Raw genomic sequence first — 7082 nt, 5'->3', positions numbered from 1 at the left:
GCCCAGATCTACGAATGCACCGTAGTCGGTCAGGTTCTTAACGATACCTTTAACAACCATGCCTTCTTGCAGAGATTCCAGCAGTGCTTCGCGCTCTTCGCTGTTAACACTTTCCAGAACCGCACGACGAGAAACAACAACGTTGTTGCGCTTCTGGTCCAGCTTGATCACTTTAAATTCGAGTTCTTTGCCTTCCAGGTGAGCGGTGTCGCGCACGGGGCGTACATCAACCAATGAGCCGGGCAGGAACGCGCGGATGCTGTTGATGTCGACGGTGAAACCACCTTTTACTTTGCCGTTAATGATACCGGTTACTGTTTCTTCCGCCTCGTAGGCAGCTTCCAGTGCGGTCCATGCTTCGGCGCGCTTTGCTTTCTCGCGAGACAGACGGGTTTCACCGAAACCATCTTCAACAGACTCCAGTGCAACCTGCACCTCGTCGCCAATTTGCAGAGAGAAATCGCCGCCTTCAGCAACGAATTGATCGCGAGGGATAACCCCTTCTGACTTCAGACCAGCGTGTACGGTTACCCAGTCGCTGTCGATATCGATAACTACGCCGGTTACGATAGAACCGGGCTTCATATCGATCGTTTTTAAACTTTCTTCAAACAGTTCAGCAAAGCTTTCGCTCATTAGTCATTACCTGAAATTAGCAGTGGTATAACCACCATATCGCCGCATTACCAGCTAACGCGGGTCAGTTTTTTAAAGTCCTTCCGACGACTAGCTGGCTTTAACACCGCCGGAAACACCCTTAGAAACAACTACTGCGCTCAACACGCAGAAAAACGCGCACTCACTTCCGTGAGTACCCGCTCAAAAACTTGCTCGATCCCCAGTGAGCTGCTGTCTATCAGCACCGCATCGTCCGCTGGCTTAAGCGGTGAATGCTCGCGCTCAGAGTCACGCCGATCACGCTCTTGGATCTCTTTTAAAAGGGTCGCGAGGTTAACACTATCGCCCTTGTCTTTCAACTGCTTGTAGCGACGACGTGCGCGCTCCTCGGCACTGGCAGTGAGAAACACCTTCAATGGTGAGTCCGGGAAAACAACGGTTCCCATATCACGGCCATCGGCAACCAGGCCTGGCGCTTGCACAAAGTCACGCTGGCGCTGCAGCAATGCCTGTCGAACAGCGGGCAGCACCGCAACCTTCGACGCCAGCAGTCCAGTGGTTTCAGTACGAAGCTCACCGCTGACATCCACACCCTCTAGCATCACTCGACTCGGCTCACCGGCTTGGCCAGGCAAGAAAGCAACATCTAAATCCGCCGCCAAAGCCGCCACCGCCTGTTCATCGGAAAAATCCAATTGATGTTTATCAGCCGCCATCCCCACCAGGCGATACAACGCGCCACTGTCGAGTAAATGCCAGCCCAACTTGAGTGCCAGCATCTGACAGAGCGTGCCTTTGCCCGAACCACTGGGGCCATCAATACAAATCACGGGAAGGGTCATTTGCACACCTCAATCCGCATACCGACTTGCGTCGCCAACTCAACAAAGTTGGGGAAGGAGGTAGCGACGTTGTCGCAGTCTTCGATATGAATGGTATCGCTTGCTCGCAGCGCAGCGACAGAGAACGACATAGCAATGCGGTGATCGTGATGGCTATTCACGCGGCCACCGCCTATCGGACCGCCATCGATAATGATGCCGTCAGGCGTCGCCTCCGCATTCACACCCAAAGAGACCAAGCCATCGGCCATGACTTGAATGCGGTCACTCTCCTTTACCCGCAACTCTTCCGCGCCACGCAGCACGGTACGCCCCTCGGCGCAGGCCGCGGCGACAAACAGCACGGGGAATTCATCGATGGCTAAAGGCACTTGCTCTTCAGGAATGTCGATGCCCTTGAGCGGTGCGTAGCGAACACGTATATCGGCAACCGGCTCACCGCCTACCTCGCGCTCATTGCTCAGGGTAATGTCGCCGCCCATTTCCCGCAGAATATTAATAATACCGACGCGGGTAGGGTTAATACCCACATGCTGCAGCGTTAAATCTGCACCGGGAGCAATACTGGCCGCCACCATAAAAAAGGCCGCAGAGGAGATATCGGCAGGCACATCTATATGTACCGCCTTCAAGCGATGCCCCCCGCTCAACGTTGCCGTGGCACCGTTGACTGCCACCGGATAACCAAAGCCTTTCAGCATACGCTCGCTGTGATCACGGGTTGGCGCAGGCTCGGTGGTGCGCGTTTCGCCCTCGGCATACATACCGGCAAGCAAGACGCAGGATTTCACCTGGGCGCTGGCCATAGGCAACACATAGTCTATCGCCTTAAGCTGTTGGCCACCGCGCAGGGTTAAGGGCGGACGCCCGCCTTCTGCGGTTTCAACCACCGCACCCATTTCACGCAGCGGCGCCGCCACACGCTCCATCGGTCGTTTACTTAACGACACATCGCCGGTCATCGTCACGTCAAACGGTTGCCCCGCCAGCAGGCCCGCCAATAGGCGCATGGAGGTACCGGAATTACCCATATACAGTTCGCCCGCTGGCGCCTGAAGGCCGTCTCGGCCGACACCGTGGATCGTCACGCGACCGGCATCAGGCCCCTCTATCTCGACACCCATCGCTTGAAAGGCCTTCAACGTCGACAGCGCATCTTCACCCTCAAGAAAGCCTTCAACGGTGGTTGTGCCGTCGGCGATAGCACCGAACATAATGGAGCGATGGGAGATCGATTTATCACCAGGAACCCGAACGGTACCGTTCACCGTACCACCGGGTTGAGCTAGAAATTCCACAAGTATTGTCTCTGCTGTACGTTAAGATTTAGTTTGCTTGCGCCCGACCATGTACTGCCCGAGAAAGTGCTCATCTCGCGCCTGTTTGGCGCGACTAAAGACTTGTTTAATCGCGGGGCCATCCGAGTCCGCAATAAGCTGGCGAACCTCGGTCAAATGATCGGCAAAGGTATCCAGACCGTTAAGAATCGCTTGGCGGTTCGCCAATACAATATCGTGCCACATCGTTGGGTCGCTGGAGGCGATGCGCGTAAAGTCGCGAAATCCCCCGGCGGCGAAACGGAAGATATCGGCGGCGCTGCCACTGGCAGCCAGCGCGTCAACCAGGGTGTAGGCCAATACGTGAGGCAAATGACTGGTCGCCGCCAGCACGGCGTCGTGCTCATCAACCGCCATATCGACAACTTCTGCCCCGGCGTGTTGCCACATTTCGCGAACTGTCGCGACGGCATCAGCATCATTACTGTCCAGCGGCGTGAGAATCACCCGATGATCGACAAAGAGATCCGTCTTTGCCGCCTCTACGCCGCTTTGCTCAGACCCGGCAATCGGGTGAGCCAATACGAAACGCGCCGGCAGCTCACCGAACACTGACTCCGCCGCGCGAAGAATATTTCCTTTCACACTGGCCACATCAGTGACAATGGTGCGCTCGCTGAGCAGCGGCGCGAGGTCGGCCATCACTTGCTCGGCAACCAGCGTAGGTGTAGCAATCAGCACCACATCGGCATCGTGAACCGCCTCGGCTAAATCCAGCGTCCAGTGATCAATCACACCCAAGGCCAAGCCGCGCTCTAATGAGGCAGCGCGCCGCCCTGTTGCCCAAACATGTTCGACAACGCCCTTGGCCTTCAATGCCTTGGCCAACGAGCCGCCCATTAAGCCAAGGCCAATAATGGTTAACTTGCCAATCTTCACGCCGGAGCCAACACCTCTTTCAGGGCACTAATAAAGCGCTGATTTTCTTGCTCTAGGCCGATCGACACCCGCAAGTGCCTCGGCATACCGTAAACACCAATCGGACGCACAATCACGCCCTTCTCAAGCAAGGCCTGGTAGTACGGCATAGCATCGCTGGGCATTTCCACGGTAATGAAATTACCCACCGAAGGAATATAAGGCAGGCCGAGTTCATCAAAAGCGGCAACAAGCTGCTCTCGTCCCGCGGTGTTTACCTGGCGGCTTTGCTGCAGATACTCGTGATCGCGGTAAGCAGCGGCTGCGGCTGCCATTGCCGGCACACTAACATTGAAGGGTGCGCGCACACGGTTCAGTAAATCGGCAATATCGGGGTGACTCATTGCATAACCTACCCGCAATCCGGCCAGCCCGTAGGCCTTTGAAAACGTCCGAGTGACAACCAAATTTGGGTAGTCCGCCAGCATCGCAATGCTATCTGGGTACGCCGCTTCATCCACGTATTCGCAGTAGGCTTCATCCAACACCACCACAACGTTCTCGGGAACCGCTGCCATAAACCCGCGCAGGGCTTGCTCATCAAGCCAAGTGCCTGTCGGATTATTCGGATTGGCGATAAAAACCAGCCGCGTTGTGTTATCGATCAACGCCGCCATCGCGTCAAGGTCGTGCCCCCAGTCTTTGGCAGGCGCAATTCGCGCTTGGGCACCAGCCGCCTGCACCGCAATGGGGTACACAATAAAGGCATACTGCGAAAACACAGCGCTGCTCTCGGCATCCAGAAATACTCTGCCGAGCAGGTCCAACACGTCATTTGAACCGTTGCCCAGGGTCAGCTGCGCGGACTCCACACCGAGGGACTCCGCCAGCAGCGACTTTAAGGCAAAACCGCCGGCATCCGGATAAAGGTGGAGCTGTGCTGCCGCCGCGGCATAGGCAGACAGCGCCGAGCCAGGCGCACCGAGCGGGTTTTCGTTGCTGGCCAACTTTACTACGTCGCTCAGACCGAGCTCGCGCTCCAATTCCTCTATCGGCTTGCCAGGCTGATAGGGCTGTAAACCCTGAATACCTTCGTTGGCCTGGGCAATAAAATCGCAGGTCATGCTAGTGCCTCTGTAAATCGACTGCCAAGGCTTACAAAGCCGCCTTGGGGTATGAGCCAAGAATTTTACACATCACCGTTTGCTGGGCGATGGTATCGAGAATATCGGCCACTTTCGGGTCATTCTGATGGCCTTCAAACTCGATAAAAAAGACGTAAGTCCAGGTCTCCGTCCGCGACGGGCGGGTGTCGATGCGGGTTAACATGACATTAGCCTGCTCGAAGGGTTCGAGCAGTTTGAACAGGGCTCCGGGGCGGTTGTGGGCAGACACCACAATCGACGTTTTATCCCGGCCGCTGGCAGACACATCTTCCTTGCCAATCACCAAGAACCGCGTGGTGTTGTCAGGCTGATCTTCAATATTCACCGCCAGCTTGCTCAGGCCGTATTGTTGCGCCGCCAGGTCGCCAGCTATCGCAGCAATGCCCTTTTGCTCCGCAGCCATTCTTGCGGCTTCGCCATTGCTGCTGACCGCGACCCGTTCAACATTCGGGAAATTTGCATCCAGCCAGCGACGGCTTTGTGCCAATGCCTGCTGGTGCGCACAAATTCGCGTAATCGCTTGTTCGCTGCCACCTTCACCGACCAACAAATTGAGCCGAACCCGCAGTTCCACTTCACCACAAATCTTCAACGGCGAATTCATGAAGGCGTCGAGGGTATGAGACACCATCCCCTCAGTCGAGTTTTCCACAGGGACAACGCCGTAATGGCACTGCCCGGATTCCACCTGTGAAAACACACCGTCAATGGTCGCCTGGGGGACGCTAATTACCGCATGGCCGAAGTGCTTGAGCGCCGCCGCTTGGGTGAACGTGCCTTCCGGCCCCAGATAGGCCACTTCCATGGGTTTTTCTAAGGCCAAACAGGCCGACATAATCTCCCGAAAGATATAGGCAACCGTATCGTCCGCCAGCGGCCCCTGATTTGCTTCCTTAACCCGCGCCAACACCTGCGCCTCGCGCTCGGGCCGATAAAACAGTAGCTGCTGGGCACTGCTGCTGCCCTTGTCTGACTCAAACTGCTTCGCGGCCTCAAACTCACGCTGCTTTACTTCGGCGACTTGTTGCGCGCACCGTGCTCGTCGATTGAGTAAGGCGTGAATTTGACTGTCGATGCTGTCGATGTCTTGACGCAATGAGTTCAGATCAACCGGCTTATCTTCGGGCTTCGTCATGACCTTAGCCGTTCTCTCTGGCGAAATCTTTCATGTAATCGATCAATGCATCAACTGCGGCCTCGGGCACAGCATTGTAGATGCTCGCACGCATACCGCCGACCGAGCGGTGGCCCTTCAGGTTCAGCAAGCCAGCGTCATCTGCACCGGCCAGGAACGCTTTATCGAGGCCACTATCCGCCAGCACAAAAGGCACGTTCATCAACGAGCGACTCGCCACTTCAACGGGGTTACTGTAGAAGCCGCTGCCATCGATATAGCCATAGAGCTTTTCGGCCTTGCGGCGATTCACCGCTTCCATTGCTTCCAAGCCACCCTGTGCCTTGAGCCATTTAAAGACCAGGCCCGACAAGTACCACGCCAGCGTAGGCGGCGTGTTGTACATGGAGTCGTTATCGGCGGCAGTTTGGTAATCCAGCATGGTTGGCGTGATCGCACGTGACTTACCGAGTAAATCTTTGCGCACAATCACAATGGTCAGGCCTGCCGGACCGATGTTCTTTTGCGCCCCGGCATAGATAACACCAAACTGATTCACATCAATGGGACGAGACAGGATGGTCGATGACATATCCGCAACCAGCGGTGCTTGCACCTCAGGCGTCCAGAAGAATTCGACACCGCCAATGGTTTCGTTCGGGGTGTAATGCAGGTATGCCGCGTCGTCGCTGAGCTGCCAACTGTCGAAAGCAGGAATGCTGGCAAAATTATTAGCCTCTGAGCTGGCAACAACATTTACGTTGGCATAACGCTTGGCTTCTTTAATGGCTTTTTTAGACCACTGCCCGGTGTTCACATAGTCAACCGTGGCACCCTCTTCGCAAAGGTTCAGCGGCACTGCTGAAAACTGTGAGCTGGCGCCACCTTGCAGGAATAACACCGCATAGTCGTCGCCGATGCCCATCAGTTCACGCAAATCTGCTTCTGCTTCACTGGCAATAGAGACCATTTCTTCTGAACGGTGACTCATTTCCATCACCGATAAGCCGCGGCCTCTCCAATCCAGCAATTCATCCTTCGCCTGGCTCAACACTGCCTCGGGAATTGCCGCAGGTCCTGCGCAAAAATTATAAACACGCGCCATTGTTTACTTCGCTCCAACCATGTTTAAAAAATGTGTAATCCG

At 55.7% G+C, this 7082-nt stretch carries 7 protein-coding genes; all 7 read right to left on the bottom strand.

All coding sequences use genetic code 11. The features are described 5' to 3' along the window. On the bottom strand, positions 1-636 hold a 636-nt coding region (locus ABNS66_RS10650), incomplete at its 3' end, for a S1 RNA-binding domain-containing protein (protein WP_348655319.1). Positions 637-776: 140 nt separating this feature from the next. Then, positions 777-1460, bottom strand: a complete 684-nt coding sequence (gene cmk / locus ABNS66_RS10645) for a (d)CMP kinase (RefSeq protein ID WP_286694890.1) — start codon at positions 1458-1460, stop codon at positions 777-779. Further along, entirely contained in the window at positions 1457-2758 is a 1302-nt protein-coding gene (aroA, locus tag ABNS66_RS10640; protein ID WP_286836912.1) for a 3-phosphoshikimate 1-carboxyvinyltransferase, read from the bottom strand. Before aroA ends, cmk begins: the two co-directional genes overlap by 4 nt. A 21-nt stretch (positions 2759-2779) precedes the next feature. Then, the gene (locus tag ABNS66_RS10635; RefSeq protein ID WP_027872804.1) at positions 2780-3676 is read right to left on the bottom strand and encodes a prephenate dehydrogenase/arogenate dehydrogenase family protein; all 897 of its coding nucleotides are present in this window, start codon (positions 3674-3676) and stop codon (positions 2780-2782) included. Then, positions 3673-4779, bottom strand: a complete 1107-nt coding sequence (gene hisC, locus ABNS66_RS10630; RefSeq protein WP_286836914.1) for a histidinol-phosphate transaminase — start codon at positions 4777-4779, stop codon at positions 3673-3675. Before hisC ends, ABNS66_RS10635 begins: the two co-directional genes overlap by 4 nt. A 31-nt stretch (positions 4780-4810) precedes the next feature. Then, on the bottom strand, positions 4811-5956 hold the full coding sequence (gene pheA, locus ABNS66_RS10625; RefSeq protein WP_286836916.1) for a prephenate dehydratase: 1146 nt from the start codon (positions 5954-5956) through the stop codon (positions 4811-4813). A 4-nt stretch (positions 5957-5960) separates the two neighbouring features. Further along, positions 5961-7040 (bottom strand): 3-phosphoserine/phosphohydroxythreonine transaminase, encoded by a 1080-nt coding sequence (serC, locus tag ABNS66_RS10620; protein WP_286836917.1) that lies wholly within the window; start codon positions 7038-7040, stop codon positions 5961-5963. Positions 7041-7082: the final 42 nt, after the last annotated feature.

This window comes from uncultured Spongiibacter sp., assembly GCF_964011655.1.
Lineage (GTDB): Bacteria > Pseudomonadota > Gammaproteobacteria > Pseudomonadales > Spongiibacteraceae > Spongiibacter > Spongiibacter marinus.
Note: the sequence above shows the minus strand (reverse complement) of the source record. Positions and strands in the feature narration are given on the sequence as shown.

Coding starts and splice junctions, on each gene's coding strand:
- cmk (WP_286694890.1), bottom strand. CDS start 1,460: ATGACCCTTCCCGTGATTTGTATTGATGGCCCCAGTGGTTCGGGCAAA.
- hisC (WP_286836914.1), bottom strand. CDS start 4,779: ATGACCTGCGATTTTATTGCCCAGGCCAACGAAGGTATTCAGGGTTTA.
- pheA (WP_286836916.1), bottom strand. CDS start 5,956: ATGACGAAGCCCGAAGATAAGCCGGTTGATCTGAACTCATTGCGTCAA.
- serC (WP_286836917.1), bottom strand. CDS start 7,040: ATGGCGCGTGTTTATAATTTTTGCGCAGGACCTGCGGCAATTCCCGAG.